This is a genomic window from Streptomyces sp. NPDC001351 (genome assembly GCF_042896045.1).
Taxonomy (GTDB): domain Bacteria; phylum Actinomycetota; class Actinomycetes; order Streptomycetales; family Streptomycetaceae; genus Streptomyces.
In genome coordinates, this window is sequence record NZ_JBIAWS010000024.1 from 52,306 (window position 1) to 68,542 (window position 16,237).

General features: G+C 71.3%; 16 protein-coding genes. 3 read left to right on the forward strand and 13 right to left on the reverse strand.

Annotated elements, in window-relative coordinates:
- Positions 1-3: 3 nt before the first annotated feature.
- From ACFY1U_RS48190 to ACFY1U_RS48250, 13 genes are all read right to left on the reverse strand, one after another.
- Positions 4-345 (reverse strand): CU044_2847 family protein, encoded by a 342-nt coding sequence (locus ACFY1U_RS48190; protein ID WP_390700444.1) that lies wholly within the window; start codon positions 343-345, stop codon positions 4-6.
- Between the two features lie 633 nt (positions 346-978).
- Entirely contained in the window at positions 979-2,046 is a 1,068-nt protein-coding gene (locus tag ACFY1U_RS48195; RefSeq protein ID WP_390700445.1) for an acetamidase/formamidase family protein, read from the reverse strand.
- Positions 2,043-2,819 (reverse strand): cysteine hydrolase family protein, encoded by a 777-nt coding sequence (locus ACFY1U_RS48200; protein WP_390700446.1) that lies wholly within the window; start codon positions 2,817-2,819, stop codon positions 2,043-2,045. The genes ACFY1U_RS48195 and ACFY1U_RS48200 overlap by 4 nt, the downstream gene beginning before the upstream one ends.
- Positions 2,812-4,338, reverse strand: a complete 1,527-nt coding sequence (locus ACFY1U_RS48205) for an amidase (protein WP_390700447.1) — start codon at positions 4,336-4,338, stop codon at positions 2,812-2,814. Before ACFY1U_RS48205 ends, ACFY1U_RS48200 begins: the two co-directional genes overlap by 8 nt.
- Positions 4,339-4,340: 2 nt before the next feature.
- Complete coding sequence (locus tag ACFY1U_RS48210) at positions 4,341-4,772, reverse strand: cupin domain-containing protein (RefSeq protein ID WP_390700448.1); 432 nt, start codon at positions 4,770-4,772, stop codon at positions 4,341-4,343.
- Positions 4,773-4,782: 10 nt separating this feature from the next.
- Positions 4,783-5,568, reverse strand: a complete 786-nt coding sequence (locus ACFY1U_RS48215) for a creatininase family protein (protein WP_390700449.1) — start codon at positions 5,566-5,568, stop codon at positions 4,783-4,785.
- Positions 5,565-6,950 (reverse strand): FAD-binding oxidoreductase, encoded by a 1,386-nt coding sequence (locus tag ACFY1U_RS48220; protein WP_390700450.1) that lies wholly within the window; start codon positions 6,948-6,950, stop codon positions 5,565-5,567. The genes ACFY1U_RS48215 and ACFY1U_RS48220 overlap by 4 nt, the downstream gene beginning before the upstream one ends.
- Positions 6,947-8,122: a hypothetical protein gene (locus ACFY1U_RS48225; RefSeq protein WP_390700451.1), complete on the reverse strand. Its 1,176-nt coding sequence runs from the start codon at positions 8,120-8,122 to the stop codon at positions 6,947-6,949. Before ACFY1U_RS48225 ends, ACFY1U_RS48220 begins: the two co-directional genes overlap by 4 nt.
- A gap of 53 nt (positions 8,123-8,175) precedes the next feature.
- Complete coding sequence (locus ACFY1U_RS48230; protein WP_390700452.1) at positions 8,176-9,051, reverse strand: ABC transporter permease; 876 nt, start codon at positions 9,049-9,051, stop codon at positions 8,176-8,178.
- Positions 9,048-9,806, reverse strand: a complete 759-nt coding sequence (locus tag ACFY1U_RS48235) for an ABC transporter ATP-binding protein (protein ID WP_390700453.1) — start codon at positions 9,804-9,806, stop codon at positions 9,048-9,050. Before ACFY1U_RS48235 ends, ACFY1U_RS48230 begins: the two co-directional genes overlap by 4 nt.
- A gap of 120 nt (positions 9,807-9,926) precedes the next feature.
- The gene (locus ACFY1U_RS48240; RefSeq protein ID WP_390700454.1) at positions 9,927-11,132 is read right to left on the reverse strand and encodes an amidohydrolase family protein; all 1,206 of its coding nucleotides are present in this window, start codon (positions 11,130-11,132) and stop codon (positions 9,927-9,929) included.
- A 1-nt stretch (position 11,133) separates the two neighbouring features.
- Positions 11,134-12,018, reverse strand: a complete 885-nt coding sequence (locus ACFY1U_RS48245) for an MBL fold metallo-hydrolase (RefSeq protein ID WP_390700455.1) — start codon at positions 12,016-12,018, stop codon at positions 11,134-11,136.
- Positions 12,015-12,536: a flavin reductase family protein gene (locus ACFY1U_RS48250; RefSeq protein ID WP_390700456.1), complete on the reverse strand. Its 522-nt coding sequence runs from the start codon at positions 12,534-12,536 to the stop codon at positions 12,015-12,017. Before ACFY1U_RS48250 ends, ACFY1U_RS48245 begins: the two co-directional genes overlap by 4 nt.
- Positions 12,537-12,673: 137 nt before the next feature.
- Between ACFY1U_RS48250 and ACFY1U_RS48255 the strand changes: the two genes are divergently transcribed.
- From ACFY1U_RS48255 to ACFY1U_RS48265, 3 genes are all read left to right on the forward strand, one after another.
- The gene (locus tag ACFY1U_RS48255) at positions 12,674-13,312 is read left to right on the forward strand and encodes a helix-turn-helix domain-containing protein (RefSeq protein ID WP_390700457.1); all 639 of its coding nucleotides are present in this window, start codon (positions 12,674-12,676) and stop codon (positions 13,310-13,312) included.
- Positions 13,313-13,901: 589 nt separating this feature from the next.
- On the forward strand, positions 13,902-15,512 hold the full coding sequence (locus ACFY1U_RS48260; protein ID WP_390700458.1) for a flavin monoamine oxidase family protein: 1,611 nt from the start codon (positions 13,902-13,904) through the stop codon (positions 15,510-15,512).
- Positions 15,509-16,150: a Rid family hydrolase gene (locus ACFY1U_RS48265; protein ID WP_390700459.1), complete on the forward strand. Its 642-nt coding sequence runs from the start codon at positions 15,509-15,511 to the stop codon at positions 16,148-16,150. Before ACFY1U_RS48260 ends, ACFY1U_RS48265 begins: the two co-directional genes overlap by 4 nt.
- Positions 16,151-16,237 lie beyond the last annotated feature (87 nt).

Genomic DNA, 16,237 nt, shown 5'->3' on the forward strand with positions numbered 1-16,237 from the left:
ATCTCACTGACTTTCGGGTGCGTCCGGAGCGGATTCGTCGCCCTTCCACACCACCTTCACCCGCAGGTGACAACTGGTCTCAGTCTTGGCGATCACCGCTCCAGCCTGTGCAGCCAGATTGACGCCGAACTCGACCTCGATCTCGTCAGGGCTGGCCCTTCGTAGCTGCCTCAGGACCGTCCGGGACATGTCCGTCACTGGTTCAAGGGCCGCTGCCAGACTCACCGGAAGGTCATGGATAGCATCGCTGATCCTCCCGGCCTTCACCGGCCCGTCGAATTCCGGCGCGGCCTCGATCAGCACCGAGGCCCCACCGTCCAGCGGAATCCGGGCGATTCCTTCCACGTGCCGCTCACCCCTCCCACGATCCCAGCCCTATCCCGTCCTCGAGCCGGCCGAGGGCCAACATAGCGGAGGGGAGCTCCTCCTTTGAGGGGGGTCGGCGCGGAAGCCCGCACACTGGGCCCCTCAGGAGGATTCCAGGCCGGCGCCGGTGCTCGCGTCCTCATCCCTGGCGGCCACTGCGTGCATTCACGGCCAACCATCGCCAGGACTCGAGTCGGACGCGAGACCTGTCCGGACCGGACAGTGCCGACGACGCCCTGTCGTCCCATCGGAGACGGGTGGATTTCACCCATCGCCCTAGGAGCAGCATGGGTGCCTGATGGAGTGTCACGCACGCCTGTCCACCGGTTGTCCACCGGGCCCCCCTTGCGCCAGCACGGCAGTTGCAGAGCCGCGGGCAGATCAACAACTGTATGTCCGATCAATCCGAACCAGCTGAGAGGCGTGGCCTGCTCCTCTGCGCTAGGGACTTTTCAGGGACTTTCAGCCCTGTCTGAGGGACTTCCGAGGGACTTTCAGCCGCGTAACGCGGCAAGCCCCCGAAAGACCGAAAGGAGCCTCCGCCACAGGTCATAGGCCCTTTCCCAGGCAAAGCCGCAGTTGGCGGCAGACGAGTCAGGCTATACGCCGGGTTCAGCCCGGCAGATCCGCCTTGGAGATCCGGCCGTGGACCCCTTTGACGATGTCCACCACCTGGGAGACATGGAAGTCGGCCGCCGCGCTCAGGTAGGCGAGGCCGACCGGGCCGGGGATGCCGAACCGGTCTGTCAGCAGCGTCAGCGCGTCGCGTACGGCGTTGCGCAGGGCCTCGTCGAGGTCGTGGTCCAGGCCCAGGACGATGTGCTCGGTCGGGGTTTCCGCGAAGGGGGCGCGCAGGCGGGCGGCCAGGGAGCGGGTGGCCGGGTCGCTGTGGACGGTGAGGCGGAGCGTGGCGCGCAGCGGGGCTTCGAAGGCGGTGAGGGCGACTTCGCCGTCGCCCTGGGAGAAGTGCGGGTCGCCGACGTAGAAGAGGGCGTCGGGGACCTGGACGGGGAGGAAGAGGCGGGCGCCGGTGCCGAGGTGGCGGACGTCGATGTTCCCGCCGTGCGGGCCCGGTGGGACGGAGTGGACGGCGGATTCGGTGGCCGGAGCGACCCCCATGATGCCGAGGAAGGGCCGCAGCGGGAAGGCGAGTTGGCGGCCGTCACCGACCGGGAGACGGCCCCGGCCGTCTTCCGCGACCGTCGCGACGAAGCTGGCAGGCCGGCCCGCGGGGGTCTGCGGGTATTCGCCGGGCAGGGCGCCCTTGCCGTGCCGGTTGCTGATCACGCCGTACGGCGCACGGCGGTGCAGCGTGAGGATCTCGGCCTCCAGGACGTCGCCGGGCCGTGCACCGTGCAGGGCCACGGGGCCGGTGACGACGTGCGGGCCCTGTGTCTGCGGCAGGTGTTCGCGTGCGGAGGCGGCCAGTTCGACGGTGTCGTACAGCAGATCGCTCGTCAGGATGCCGGCCGCGCCGAAGAAGGCGGCCGGGTCGCGGCCCTGGTCTTCGAGGATGCCCTCATGGCTGATGGTGTCGAAGGTGACGGTCTCGCCCGAGCGGATGGTCAGCACCGGTTTCGCGGTGGCATTGGGCAGCAGGCCCCAGTGCACCCGGGCAGGGTCGGCGGGCAGGTAGTGCTCGCCGTCGAGCGGGCCGGCTCCGGGCTGGAGGAGCTTCACTCCGGGGCCTCCTTCAGGGCCTCCTTCAGGGCTTCGGCGGTGAGGGTGAAGCCGAAGCACTGGCGGACGTTGTAGAGCGTGGCGTCCATGCAGTAGGCGGGTGAGGTGGTGGCCACCGCGTCCTGGACCATGAGGACGTCGTAGCCGAGGTTCGCGGCGTCCATGAGCGTGGCCAGGACGCACTGGTCGGCGTTGACGCCGGTGAACAGCAGGGTGTCGACGCGCAGGTTGCGCAGCACGCTGTCCAGGACGGTGTCCTGGAAGCCGCTCATCCGGTACTTCGAGACGTACAGGTCACCGTCCGCCGTCTCCAGCCCCGCGACGATCGCGGCCGAGGGGCTGTCCTGCTCCAGCACCCGGCCGCCCGGCCGCGGGGCACCGATGCCGGCGCCGGTGCCGTCGGGGTCGTAGACGTGCAGCACGCCGGGCGGGAGGTTGGCCCGGTCGGAGCGGTTGCCCCAGTTGAGCCAGATCACGGGAACGCCGGCGGCGCGCAGCGCCGGCAGCAGGCCGGCGAGGACGGGGACCGGGGCGCGGGCGGGGGTCACGTCCACGCCGATGGAGGCCAGCCAGCCGTTCGGAGAGCAGAAGTCGTTCTGCATGTCGACGACGATCACCGCGGTGGCGGCCAGGTCGGCGGTCACCCGCTGCGGCAGCGCCTCGACGGTGACCGGGCGCGGTTGCCGGTGCGGGCGGGCGAGGACGACGGTCTTGCCGTCGACTCTCCAGGCGTTGCGGGGGTTGGGCCCGATCAGGCCCCGGGCCTCAGGCATGTGCGGGGCTCCTCCATCCGGTGGTGAGGTCCAGCAGGGCGCGGTCGCTCCCCCGGCCGCCCAGCGCGCACAGACCCACGGGCAGTGACCGCACGCGCAGCAGCGGGGCGACGACCGCCGGCAGCCCGGCCAGTGAGGCGAGGCAGGTCAGGCGGAGAGTGGCGGCGCGTACGGCCTCCACCTCCTCGGGCGGCGCGTCGACACGGGGGGCCGGGCCGCTGGTGGCGGGCAGCAGCAGGGCGGTGCCGGGTGCGAGTACGGCGTCCAGCACCTTCCGCGCGTCCGCCAGGGTCTCTTCCGCCTGCGCCCGTTCGGCCTCGGTCACCCGGCGGCCGTTGTCGAAGCGTGCGGCGACGTCCGGGGCGAGCGCGCCGGGGTGTGCGGTGATCCAGGTGCCGTGCTGCTGCCAGGCCTCGGCGGCCTGGACCGTGCGGAAGGCGGCGAACCAGTCGTCCAGGTGCTCGGCCACCCCGGTGGCCGTTGTCGTCACAGGCGGGAGCAACGCGCGGCAGGCGGCCCTGAAGGAGGCGCGGACCTCGGGTTCGGCGAGTGCCACCAGGTCCTCGTCCACCACGAGTTCGGTGACCGGCAGGGGTGTCCCGGCGGCGGTCAGCAGTTCTTCGGCCGCTGTCCTCAGCAGGGCGGGGTCGCGGGCCAGGAGTCCTGCGGTGTCGAAGGAGGGCGCCAGGGCCAGCAGGCCTGCGGCGGGAGTTGTCCCGTGCGTGGGCCGCCAGCCGTACAGGCCGCAGTAGGAGGCGGGGACGCGGATCGATCCTGCCGTGTCGGTGGCCAGCGCCAGGTCCGCCCAGCCGCGGGCCACGGCGGCGGCCGGGCCACTGCTGGAGCCGCCGGTGATCCGGCCGGGTGCGGCGGGGTTGACGGGGGTTCCGTAGTGCGCGTTGGTCCCGGCGAGGCTGAAGGCGAGTTCGTCGGTCTGGGCGATGCCGGTGAGTTCGGCACCCGCCTCCAGCAGGCGTCGCAGGGCCTGCGCGTGCGCCTCTTCGGTACGGGCCTGCGCCAGCCACGTCGGGTTTCCGGCGCCGACGCGCTGTCCCGCCACGGCGAACAGATCCTTCACGGCGAGGCGGACGTGCGCCAGCGGGCCCTTCCCGGTGGACGCCACCAGCGGGCCGGCCACCCGCCACACCGCCGGATCCGGGCGGTCGTCCGGCGCGGGTGCGGACACGGCGCTGACGTGCGCGGCGGCGATCCGCCACCCGGCGTAGGTGTGTTGCCACACCTGCGTCTGCAGCCCGCGCGTCCCGTCCGGCCGCAGCGTCTCGGCCGTGACGACGGCGACCTGCGGTGCCGGCCGGACCACGTGCACCCGCTCGACCACCCGCGCCGGAGCCCCGCCCCTGCCCCGCCGGAAGTCGGCGATGGCGGCGCGGCCCACCAGCACGGTGTCGCCCTCGGCCCGCAGGGTGTCGGGTGCGTCCAGGAACCAGTGGTCCAGGGCCGCCACGTCGTTGGCGGCCAGGGCCCGTTCGTATGCCCAGAAGGCGTCGAGAAGATCCACGGTCACGATGTTCCCGCGCGCAGCACGGCCAGGTCCTGCTCGTCCAGCGTGGCGAGCGGCCCGCGTTCGATGAGGTCGGCGAAGCCTTCGTCGGGGGCCATCACGGTGAGGGTGTAGAGGCGTTCGGTGGCGGAGGTGTTGACGATGCGGTGCTTGGAGCCGGTGGGCAGGACCAGGACGTCACCGGGGGCGAGGTCGCGCTCGTGCTCGTCGCTGGCGGCACGGCCGTGGCCGGCGAGCACGACGAAGGTCTCGACGGACTCGGGGTGCCAGTTCAGGGGCTGGGCGCCGCCCGGCTCCCACACCTCGAAGACGACGGTGGTGGGCGAGCCGTCCCGGGGGCCGGTGAGGACGGCCAGCTTGACGGTGTCGCCGGCGGTGATGTGGTGGGCGGTGATGTCGCGCAGCGGGGTGTGCAGCGGGGGGTTGGCCATGGCGGGCTCCCTAGGAGGACACGGGGCGGTCGGGCCTGAAGCGCGCGCATTCGCGCAGGGCGGCGGCGGCCGCGGCGATGGAGGCGTCGAGGAGTTTGCGGCCCAGTTCCGGGGTGGCGCCGGTGGGGTCGCCGACGACGCCGGTGCCGGTGGCGAAGTCGTCGCTGGTCCAGCCGAAGGACACCGGTTTGCCGAAGCCGATGTGCTCGTAGGCGGTGAGGTGTTCGGGGACGGCGCGGCGGGCCTGGCTCATGTCGACCAGGTCCGGGCGGAGATGGAGCATGGCGGAGGTCTCCTTGAGGCCGCCGTGTACGCCCATGCCGAGTTCCGTGGCCGGGGAGGCGCCGCCCTGGTCGGCGGGGAGGGAGGCGTGCAGCAGGAAGGTGCGCAGGCCGTGGCGGGTGCGCAGTTCACGCAGGGCGACGCCGAGCAGGGCGCTGTTGCCGCCGTGCGCGTTGAGGAAGGCGAGCCGTCGCACGGGGCCGGCGGCCAGGGAGCGGCCGATGTCGTCGACGACGGACAGCAGGGTGCGGGCGGTGAGCCACAACGTGCCCGGGGACCAGGCGTGTTCGTCGGACTTGGTGTAGGCGAGGCCCGGCAGCAGCGTGATGTCGCAGCTCTCCCCCGCCAGCCGGGCGGCGCCTTCGGCGACGGCCTCGGCCATGTAGTGGTCGGTGGCGACCGGCAGATGGGGGCCGTGCTGTTCGATCGCGCCGACGGGCAGCACGGCGACGGTGTCCGCGCCGAACCGTTCGATCTCCGGGCCGCTGAGGTCGATGAAGCGGGTGAAGGTCACGGCGTCTCCTGCGAAGGGGCGGGAATCTTGCCGGGGTTGAGCAGGCCGAGCGGGTCGGCGGTGCGGGCCGTGTCCCGGACCAGGTCCAGGCGGCGGTCGACGTGCCAGTTGTGCGGGCTGTGCACGCCGACGCCCAGGGTCTCCAGGGCGGCGATGCCGTCGTAGACGCTCTGCTCGCCCTGGTAGCGGGCCATCAGCATGCCGACCGTGCCCGAGCGCATGCCTTCCAGGTGAAGCAGGGTGTCCGGGAAGACCTGCTTGATCTCGGTGGTGTCGCCGAGCAGGACGTCGCCGCGGATCTCCAGGTGGAACCAGCCCTCTTCGGCCTTCATCAGGTGGTAGGTGGGGTGGTTGAAGGACAGCGAGCTGATCAGGGCGGGGCCGTCCGGCGCGGGCCGGACGTCGAGGACTTCTCCGCCGTACGAGCTGACGATCTCCCGTGCCTGGTCGGCGGCCTCCTCCTCGAGGATCGCGCGCAGGTTCAGGGCCGTGGGGGCCAGTGCGGGATCGGGCGGGAAGACGCGGACGAGGCCGGCCTCGTCCAACGAGGCCAGGCGCGGCGCCGGTTCGAGGTGGACGAGTGCCTCGAGCGCGGCGGTGGCGGAGGTCCAGTCGGGGAAGGCGGCGAACAACCCCGTCCAGGTGCGGGCCCGTTGGAGCCGTACGGTGGCGGTGGTGATGATGCCGGTGGTGCCGTAGGCGTGGATGTACGGCAGCGCGTCCGCGTCCTGGACGGTGAAGGGGGTGGCGTCGGTCGTGCAGGGCGCCACCGTCAACTCCCGTACGAAGCCGTCGCTGTTGGTCTTGTGCACGAGGGAGCCGGTGCCGCCGCTGCCGCCGGAGAGGAAGCCGCCGAGCGTGGTGCCGAAGGTGGAGGGGAACATCCACAGCTCCTGGCCGAGGGTGCGGGCGTGGGCCTCCAGGTCGGACATCTTTGCCCCGGCCTCGGCGCGGATCCAGCCGTCGCCCGCGTCGAGGATGCGGCCGCAGCCGGTGAGATCGAGCACCACACCGTCGTACAGCGGGATCGCCTGGCCGTAGTTGCCGGTGCCCTTGCCGCGCGGGGTGAGGGGGATGCGGTGCTGGTGGGCCAGGGCGAGGAGGCCGGGGATCTGCTCGTGCGCGGTGGGGCGCAGGACGGCCTCGGCGTGGCCCGCGGGGAGTTTCGCCGCGAGGATGGGCGACATATGGGCCCAGTCGCAGGAGGCCTTCTCCCGTGCGGCGGGGTCGCGGATGACGCCGTCGGGGCCGAGGAGTGCGGCGGCTTCGGCGCAGAACTCCTCGATGCCGGGGGTCGGCTGACGGCCCGTCGCACCGCTGGCAGACCTGCAGTTTTGGTCGGCGACGAGTTCGGTGCGGGCGGTCAGGTCGGTGGTCGTCATCGCTTCAGTCCGATCGAGGGGTCGGTGAACTCGTCGGTCGCCAGGTCCTGCGCCGTCAGGCCCGGTTCGACCTTGGCGCCGCTCTGCTCGACGAGCGGGGTGAAGGTCTTCAGGACCGAGGCGACGCGCTTCATGTCGAAGCCGCCGACGCTGCCGTCGGATTCGTTCCCGAGGATGCCGAGCTTGACCATCTGCTGTGCGGCGAAGGCGCCGGTGCCCTCGGAGTAGACCCAGCCGGTGTTGTACTGCTGGACCAGGTCGCTGATGAGCTTGACGGTGCTCGACGGCTCGGCCGCGAAGTCGGCGGCGGACTGCTGCAGGACGGGGACGAGTTTCTTCAGGCAGGGGCTCAGTGACGTCAGTTCGCCGCTGCGCACGGACAGGGGCTCCGGGTAGACGGTGAAGCCGACGTCGGAGAGCAGCTGGTACTTGATCGGCTTCTTCCAGGCGGCCACCTCGTGCTGGTAGATGTATGGCTCGGCGGTGGCGAAGCCCTGCTGGGCGATGCCGGGGTTGGCGACGAAGCGGGCGGGCGCGCCGTCGTAACTCCCGTCCAGCTGGCTCTTCTTGATGAGTCCCTTGGAGACCAGCAGCGAGGCATAGGTGCTGCCGTCCACGTAGACGACCTTGGCGTTCGTCTTGCCGATGTCGGCGATCGACTTCCAGTCGGGGTGGGTCGCGGGGTCCCACATCAAAACCTGCGGGCTCTTCTTCATCAGCGCCGCCACGGCCGTGACCGGCTGCTTGGCGGAGGCCGAGATGGCCACGTCGGTGGTGACCGTGCCGAGGGTGATGCTCTTGTCGACGTACATCTGCGAGGGGACGCTCTGGTAGCCGATGGCGGAGCCGCCGGCCCTGATCTGGATGTCGACGCCGGTGTCCTTGCCACCGATGACCAGCGGGCCGGTGACCCGCTTCTTGTCGCTGTCGACGCTGTAGCCGGGGCCGACGAGGTGATAGAGCGGGCCGTGTTCGGCCTCGGGCTCCCAGTCGACCTGGACGACGACCGTCTTCGGGCAGACGCCGGCCAGGCGCTGGGCGGCGGGGGCGGCCGGGAGCTTGTCGGCGGAACCGGTGGCGGCCGTGGAACCACCGCCGCAAGCGGTGACGGAGACCAGGAGGAATGCGGAGGAAACGCCCGCGACGGCGACGCGTCCGACGGATGTGGGCATGGCTGAACTCCCTGAGGGACGGGGGGAGATGAGGGAAGGGCCGGGTGGCGGGTCTACGGCCGGTCGGCCGAGGCGTGCCAGGAGCCGACGGCGAGCCGGGCGACGAGGGTGAACAGGGCGAAGACCGCGACACCGAAGAAGGAGGCGAGGATGATCGCCGCGAAGAGGTCCTCGGACTGCAGCCGGGAGCGGTAGACGTCGAGCAGGGTCCCGATGCCGGGTTCGCCCTGCTTGAAGAACATGTCTCCGACGATCGCGCCGATCACGGACAGGCCGGAGGAGGTACGCAGACCGGTGAAGACCGAGGGAAGGGCGGCGGGCAGCTCGAGCTTGCGCAGGCGGGCCCAGCGGCTCGCCCGTTGGAGGGTGAACAGGTCGTGGTGGGTGCGGTCGACCGACTGGATGCCGAACAGGGTGTTGGCGATCATCGGGAAGAGGGCGATCAGGACGCAGACGACCACCCGGCTGGTGAAGCCGAAGCCGAACCAGAGGCCGATCAGCGGCACGATCGCGAGGATCGGCACGGTCTGCAGGATGACCGCATACGGGTACAGGGAGCGTTCCAGCCAGCGCGCCCTGCTCATCAGCACCGCCGCCGTCACGCCCAGCGCGGAGGCGATGAGCAGGCCGACGAGCGCGACCTGGGCGGTGAGCCACAGCGCCCGCAGCATCGGCTGCAGGTGGGTCCAGTCGAGGAACGACACGGTGAGGACCTGGTCGGGCGGCGGGACGAGAAAGCGCCGGGCGGGGCTGAGCAGCAGATAGCTCACGGCGTACCAGATGCCGATGGCCGCACCGAGTGAGCCGAGCGGGGTGAGCACCGCGGCGGGCCGGATGCGGCGCCGACGGGCCGGCGGCGCCGGTTCGGTCGTCGTCACATCCGCTGCGGGTACGGTCACTTCGGCGCGGGCGGTGATGTCGGCGCTCACTGGAAACCTCCTCGCAGAGCCGCGGAGACCTCGCCGGCGATGCGGCCGAACTCGGGGTCGTAGCGCAGCTCGGCCGGACGGGGATGGGGGAAGGGGGCGTCGAAGGAGGCGGTGATCCGGCCGGGCCGCGCCGACATCACCACGACCCGGCTCGCCAGGAAGACCGCCTCGGTCACCGAGTGGGTGATGAACAGGGCGGCGAAGCCGGTCTCGGCGTAGATGCGCTGGAGCTCTTCCTGCATGCGCAGGCGGGTCATCTCGTCGAGGGCGCCGAAGGGTTCGTCGAGCAGGAACAGGGACGGCCGGGTCATGAGGGCGCGGGCCAGGGAGACCCGCATGCGCATGCCGCCGGAGAGCTGTCCCGGCAGCTGCCTCTCGGCGCCTTCCAGACCCACCAGCCGCAGGGCGTCCAGGGCTCGTGCGCGGCGGTCGGCCTTCGCCGTCCCGGCGAGTTCGGCGGGCAACTCGACGTTGGCGAGGACGGTGCGCCAGGGCAGCAGGGTGGGGTCCTGGAAGACGTAGCCGACGAAGTCGACGGGGGCGTGGACCGTGCCGCCGGTGGCGGTGTCCAGACCGGAGGCGAGGCGGAGCAGGGTGGACTTGCCGCAGCCCGAGGGGCCGACGACCGCGACGAACTCGCCCGGGGCGATGGAGAGTTCGAGTCCGGTGAGGGCGGTGGTCCCATTGGCGAAGTGCTTGTCGACGCTCTCGAATCGCAGCGCCGCGTCGAGCGTCTCCTCGGCGATGGTCGGCACATCAGCTCCCTTCAGTGCCACAGTCAGGAATGTTGATAGCATGAACATTGATTGTTTCCGGCCAGTGTCCTGGCCGTATCTGTTCGCCGAAACGGTCCCGTTCAGCGCGAGCGGCCCGGTTCAGAAAAGCTCGCGGACCACCGATGTACGGCTGACGAGGCGCCCGCCGGCGAAGACGAGCCGCTCGGGGCAGGACGCACCGAGCACCTCCGAGACGGACCGTGCGCGCACCGCCAGGAGGTCGGCGACCGCACCCTCGTACGGTCCGGCCGCCGGGAGCCCGAGGACCGCGCGGGCGCCCGCGGTGACCGCGTGCAGCGCCTCGCCCGGGGTGAGATGACCGGCCGTGACCAGCAGGGACGCGGTCTCCAGGGGATCGGCCCGGCCCACGGGGTTGAACGGGTCCCGGACGTTGTCGCCACCGGCCGCGACCGGCACGCCCGCGTCCAGCAGCGCACGCACCGCGGTCAGTCCGCGCGGAGTGCACGAGGTGCGGGCGCGGCCCTGGAGGTAGAGGTTCGTCAGCGGGAGGGTGACCACGCCGATCCCGGCGGCGGCGACCTCCTTGGCGGTGCGGGCCGCCTCGTCCGGCGCCACCGTGCCGAGGCTGACGCAGTGGCTCGCGGTGACACCGAGGGCGAAGCCCTGCTCGCGGACGGCCCGCGCGAGCAGGCGCAGATCCCCCGCACCCGGGTCAAGCGTCTCGTCGGCGTGCAGGTCGACGCCGACGTGGTGCTCGGCAGCGATGCGCAGGGTGCGGCGCACGGACTCCGAGGGGTCGGTGGACAGGTGCGGGCAGTCGCCCAGCAGGTCCGCGCCGAGGTCGAGGGCCTCGTGCAGGAGTTCCTCCGGTGCGTCGACGTGCAGGACGGCGATCTGGAGGCGCACACGTCCCCGGAGTTGCCTGCGCAACCGCAGCAGGGCACGCAGACTCCGCAGCGGATCACCGCCCGCGGTGAGGAGGTCCACGTGGGTCCTGATCGCGGTCACGCCGTTCGCGCACAGTTCGTCGGCCGTCGCCTTGGCCCGCCGGAAGACGTCGTCCTCGGTGACGCGCACGGCATACGCGCGCCAGGCGTCGATGGCGGCGAGCAGGTCTCCCGCCGGGGCGCCCGTCAGGTCCCAGGTCAGGGCCTTGTCCAGGTGTGCGTGCGGTTCGGCGCCGGCGGGCAGCAGCAGCCAGCCGCTCAGGTCGAGTTCGTCCGAGGCGGGAGGAAGCGCACCGGGCGGGGCCACCTGGGCGACGAGCCCGCTGTCCGGATCGAGGAGGACGTCACGGACCTCTCCCCCGGGCACCTGTGCACCGCGCAGCAGCAAAGTGGGCACGTCAGCGCTCCGTTCCGTGCGGCGCGGTGAGCACCGCGAAACCGTCGAAGTCATGACGGCGTACGGGGGCGCCGAACATGTCGGTGGAGGTGTACGGGCGGGTGTGGCCGTCCCGTACGGCCGCGAAGGCGCCGGCCACCCGGGCCACGAAGTCCGCCGACTCCCGGTGCCGCAGGTTGTGGCCCAGCAGCGCGGTGGTGACGGGCAGTTCGGCGAGTCGACGGGTCGAGGCGGCGAAAGCGCTCACGTCGGCGCCGGGCACATGGGCGAAGAGGGTGCCGCTGATGAGGGTGTCACCGGCCAGCAGCAGCCCGGTCTCCGACTCCCAGAGGCAGATGCCGTCCGGTGAGTGCCCGGGCGTGTGCAACACCTGGAGGCTGCGGCCGCCCAGGTCGAGGACGTCTCCCTCACGCAGCAGCCGGGTGGGGCGTACGGCCTCGATCCGCCAGTCGGCCAGGTCGGGCACCGGCCGCACCTCGACGCGGGAGTCGGTCAGGAAGAACCCGCCGGCGTCCACGGCATGGAACTCCTCGTACCGTTTCCTCAGGTCGTGCGCGACGTGCCCGTACGCCTCCAGCCACTCGCGCGGAGCGGGATCCGTGTGGAGTGCGGCTCCCTCGACGTGTACGGCGATGTCCTCGGCGTGCGCGACAAGGGAGGCGTTGCCGCCGCGGTGGTCGAAGTGGTGGTGCGAGTTGACGACCAACAGGGGCAGGCGGGTCAGCCGTCGGACCTGCTCGCCGATGTCGGCGATGCCCATGCCCGTGTCGTAGAGCAGTGCCATGTCGTCGCCGAGCACGAGATAGCTGTTGACGTGGCCCGGCTCGGCGATCACGAAGGCGCCCGGCCCGGTCTCGGCGACCTGGAACCAGGCGGGGCCGCTCACGCGGCGCCGAGCGCGTGGTAGCGCCGGTCGTGGTGCACGAGGGCGGTCGGTCCGCCGGTTCCGGTCACCACGTCGTCCACGGCCGCGACGAGCAGGTGGTGGTCGCCGGCCGGGAGGTCGCGCACGACGCGGCACAGCACCGCGTACGAGCTGTGGGCGAGCAGCAGCGGCAGCCCGCCGTGCTCCTCGGCCGACCACTCCAGGTCCGCGAACCGGTCCCCGGTGCGGTCGGCGAACCGCCGGGAGACGTGTTCGCCCCCGGAGTGCAGGATGTTCAGCGCGAACCTGCGGCCGTCGAGCAGCGCGGGCAGCGAACGGCCGCTGCGCCCCACCCCGATGGCGAGCAGCTGCGGCGCGCGGCTCAGGCTCATCACGGCGGTACTGGTGAAGCCCACCGGGCGCCCTTCGGCCGTCAGGGCGGTGACGACGCACACGCCCCCGGCGAGGGCTGCCATGGCGTCGAGGAAGACGGAATCCGGCGGGGAGACAACGGAACGGTCGGAGGTGGCCGCGGCCATGAGGGCTCCCTGAAGCTAGAATGTTCGTGCCATCAACATTCAGCGTAGGGGCCGGGTGTTTCACGGGCGTAAACCCCCTCGCGGCACTCCCCCGGCCCCTCCCGGCCCGCCGCCCCCGACCCTTTAGGATTCCTGCCATGCCGGCCCAACCCGCCCACAGCACGTCGCCCGCCACCGGGGACACCGACGCACTGCTGCGCGCCGAACTCGGCGGCGCGATCCGGAAATTGCGCAAGGAGCGAGGCCTGACCCTCGTCCAGCTCGCCGAGCGTGCCGCGCTGTCCCATCCGTTCCTCAGCCAGCTGGAGCGCGGGCTCACCCGCCCGAGCATGCCGTCCCTGCACCGCATCGCCCGCGCCCTCGGCACCACCCAACAGGCCCTCATGGCCACGGCGGCGGTGCCGCATCCCGACGCCCCCGCCGGTTCGGCCCACGTCGTACGCTCCGGCGAGGGCCTGAACGTGGCCAGGCCCGGCGGCACGGCACGCATGCTCGGCGCCCCCGCCTTCTCCGTCCACCCCGTGGAGCACATCGGTGCGGCCGAACGGTTCGAGGAGTACTACGACCACCCCGGCGACGAGTTCGTCTACGTCGTGGCAGGCGAGATCGAGATCGAACTGCGGGGCGCCGACGGGCCCGAATCCCACGTACTCCGCCCGGGAGACAGCATCTGCTACCCGGGAGCCACTCCGCACCGCTGGCGCGCGGTCGGCGACGGCTCTCTGGTGCGGCTCCTCACCGTCCAGAACGCGACACCGTCCGACCATCACTCCTGAGCCGACCGCCGAGCGTCCGGCCGGCGCTTCCCCGCGAACACGTACAGGCGATGATTGTGGCCGAACGGCCGCTTGAGCCCTGGGTGCTCACTGGCACCGATCCCATCGCTCGAGATGCTGGAGCTCAAGACTCTCAGCAGCTGCCGCTCCACATGCTCCTCGTCTGATTCTGTCGCGTCATCGCGGCGAGGCGCCGCACATCAACGACGTCGGACGGGACGTGGCCGCATCGACAGCCGCACACCACTTCCCCCTGGGCATTGCCTCGGTCCCGGTGCCCACGAGCTCGGTGGCCCTGGCCTCCCCTTCACAGTCGGCCAGGGTGCGACCCCATCGATGAAACGGGTTTCCCCTGCGGCCGGCAGGCTCCCGGTCGTTGCCGCTCTGCCCCGCCCACCCTTTCCTCCTGGCTCGCCGCTCACGGCTCGGACCGGTTACGTCAGTGGCATGGCGCCGTAACAGTCCTGACGGAGGCTCATGGCGACGCACCTCCGGTCTCCTCAGCAACTCGCCCCCCACGTGACCGGGTTGACCGAACGACCGCTCCCCGGACGGCGCGCGCCCCCGGGGTGCGGACGAGGAGGAATTGATGGCTGCAGAGCAATCCCCCACATCCCGCCGCAACTTCCTGAGCTCCGTCGGCGCCGCGGGCGGTGCCGGAGTCCTGTACTCGGCGATGGGCGCACTCGGGCTCGCCCCGGTGCCAGACGTGCGGGCGGACGAGTACCGGTCGCCCCAGCGAAGCGACTTCACGCTCACCGGGCGCGCCGGCAAGAGGGTGCTCGTGCTGGGCGGCGGCATAGCCGGCCTGGCCACGGCGTACGAGCTGGGCAAGGCCGGTTACGACTGCCGGATCCTGGAGGCGAACGACCGTCCCGGGGGCCGCAACTGGACGGTCCGCGGCGGCACGAAACTGACCGACCTCGACGGACGTACGCAGACGGCGTCGTTCACCAAAGGCCAGTACATGAACGCGGGCCCGGCCCGGCTGCCGCAGTCCCACGTCACTCTCGAGTACTGCCGCGAACTCGGCGTCGAACTCCAGGTGTTCACCAACCAGAACGCCAACGCGTACATCTACCACGAGAACAGTGCCGCCCTCGCGGGAAAGCCCATGCGCTGGCGCACGGCGAAGGCCGACGTCTACGGCTACATCTCCGAACTGCTGGCCAAGGCCACCGACCAGGGCGCCCTTGACGCACGGCTCACCGCGCAGGACAAGGAGCAACTGATCGCCTTCCTGCAGAGTTTCGGCGCCATCAAAGGCAAGGCCGACGGCTACGCCTACACCGGCACCGACCGGCGAGGCTACTCCGTCGAACCGGGCGCGGCCTTCGAGGAGGGCACAGTCCTTGGCCCGGTGCCGTCGTTGTCGGACGTCGTCGCCAGCGGCGTGGGGCAGCGCTTCGCCTTCGAATTCGGCTACGACCAGGCCATGCTGATGTTCCAGCCGGTGGGCGGCATGGACTCGATCCCGTACGCCCTGGCCAAGGCGATCGGCCAGCACCGCATCACCTATGGCGCCACAATGCTGGAGGTCAAGGACCTGCCGGACGGTGCCGAGGTCACCTACAAGGACACCGGCGGCCGCACCGGCACCCAGCGCGCCGACTTCGTCGTCGCGGCCATGCCGCCGATGGTCATGGCCCGCCTCAAGCACAACCTGGGGGCCGACATCACCGCCGCGCTCAAGTACGCCGTCCCGACGCCCGTCGGCAAGGTCGGGCTCGAGTACCGCAGCCGCTGGTGGGAGACGGACGAGCACATCTACGGTGGCATCACACCGACCGACACCGACCTGTCGACCATCTGGTACCCCTCGTACGGCTACCAGGGCCGCCGCGGCACGCTCATCGGCTACTACAACTTCGGTGACAACGCTGTCACGTACAGCGATCTTCCGCATGCCCAGCGCGTCGCGCGGGCGGTGAGCCGGGGTGTGAAGATCCACGGTGACAAGTACCGCACCGAACTCGATCGCTCCTTCAGCGTGGCCTGGCATCGCACGCCTCACATCGAGGCCGGCTGGGTGGGCTGGCCCTCGCAGACCGGTCCCGAATACAAGCTGCTCAACCAGCCGGCCGGGCACGTCTACTTCGCCGGCGACTGGCTCAGCCATGTCATCGCCTGGCAGCACGGCGCGTTCAGCTCGGCCCGCAAGGTCGTGACCGACATCCACGCAAGGGTGATGGCCGCATGAAGCGACGTACGAAGGTGGTGATCGGTACGGCCCTGACCGCCTCGCTCCTCACCGGCGGCACCGCACTCGCCGAGGCCAAGGGCTGGTGGCCCGGCTCCCAAGAGATCCGCGTCATGCTGCCCGAAGGCCAGTCCAACCCGGCCATCGCCACCGGAGTGGCAACCGGCGGAGAGGTGGCGCTCTACCAGAGCAGCGGCCTCGGCCCGACCGCGCTCAACCCCTCCGCGCCGGCCGACTCACCCGAGCTCTACACCGACCCGGCCCTCACTCAGGGCGCCACGGGAGTCACCGTCACCGAAGCCCAGGCACTCGTCGTCCTGCGCAACATCAAGACCAACCTCGAAGCAGCGGGCCTGACCCCGGCCGACGTCATCACGATGAAGTGCTACCTCATGAAACCGCCCGGCTCCGACACCGCCGACTACGCGGGCTGGAACCGCGCGTACCGCCAGTACTTCGCCAACATCGACCTCACCTCCAAGGAAGTGGTCCCGGTCCCGATGGGCACCTCCGCCCCCAAGGCTCCGCTGGTCGCCAACAAGGCCCGTCCGGCGCGCGCCACGATGGAGGTCGCGTCACTGGCGGTCAAGGGCTGGCTGGTGGAGGTCGAGGTCACCGCCGCGTACAAGAAGCACTGAAGGGCACACGTCCGCAGACCGTCTGCAGCCAAGGGCCGGGCCCGCGAACGGGCCCGGCCCGAGGCGACCTCACCGCCACCGCCGAGT